Genomic DNA, 668 nt, shown 5'->3' with positions numbered 1-668 from the left:
GCTGGAAACTCTGGAAGGTCTGGCGCATCGTGGCTATACCGAAGGTTTCCTTCGTCGTCATACTCACGACGATTATCAGAACTACGAATACGGTTATTCAGTTTCTGACCGCCAGCAGTTTGTTGGTGAGTTTACCGGTGAGCGCAAGGGGGACCTCGCAGCGGTAGCGGTGAAAAATAAATTCTCCGTTGGCGACAGCCTTGAGCAGATGACGCCGCAAGGCAACATTAACTTTACCCTTGAGCACATGGAAAACGCCAAAGGTGAAGCGATGCCGGTCGCACCAGGCGATGGTTATACTGTGTGGCTCCCGGTCCCGCAGGATCTTGAGCTCAATTACGCGCTGCTGATGCGTAATTTCTCCGGGGAAACCACGCGAGCACCGTTTTCAACGCTGCCTTTGTACGGCATACGACCTAACCAGTCGTAACCCATTTCAAAGCCAACATACGGGTTAACCTGGTAACCACCAAAAGCACCAGCGCCCAGTTGGTTTTCATGGGTCGGGCCATTGTTGTTGATGAAACCAGTGTCATGGTACTGGGACCAGCCCAGTTTAGCACCAGTGTACCAGGTGTTATCTTTCGGAGCGGCCTGCGCTACGGTAGCGAAACCAGCCAGTGCCACTGCAATCGCGATAGCTGTCTTTTTCATTTTTTGCACCTCGT

At 52.5% G+C, this 668-nt stretch carries 2 protein-coding genes; one reads left to right on the top strand and one right to left on the bottom strand.

The window, feature by feature from the left end; translation table 11 throughout:
- Positions 1-430, top strand: a 430-nt coding sequence (locus K0039_RS24715; protein ID WP_228106768.1) for a U32 family peptidase C-terminal domain-containing protein, incomplete at its 5' end; no start/stop codon positions are given.
- Here K0039_RS24715 and K0039_RS24710 read toward each other — a convergent pair.
- The coding region (locus K0039_RS24710; protein ID WP_500303702.1) for an outer membrane beta-barrel protein at positions 337-668 on the bottom strand (332 nt) is incomplete at its 5' end. The genes K0039_RS24715 and K0039_RS24710 overlap by 94 nt on opposite strands.

Source organism: Terrisporobacter mayombei (assembly GCF_020748465.1).
Lineage (GTDB): Bacteria > Bacillota > Clostridia > Peptostreptococcales > Peptostreptococcaceae > Terrisporobacter > Terrisporobacter mayombei.
Note: the sequence above shows the minus strand (reverse complement) of the source record. Positions and strands in the feature narration are given on the sequence as shown.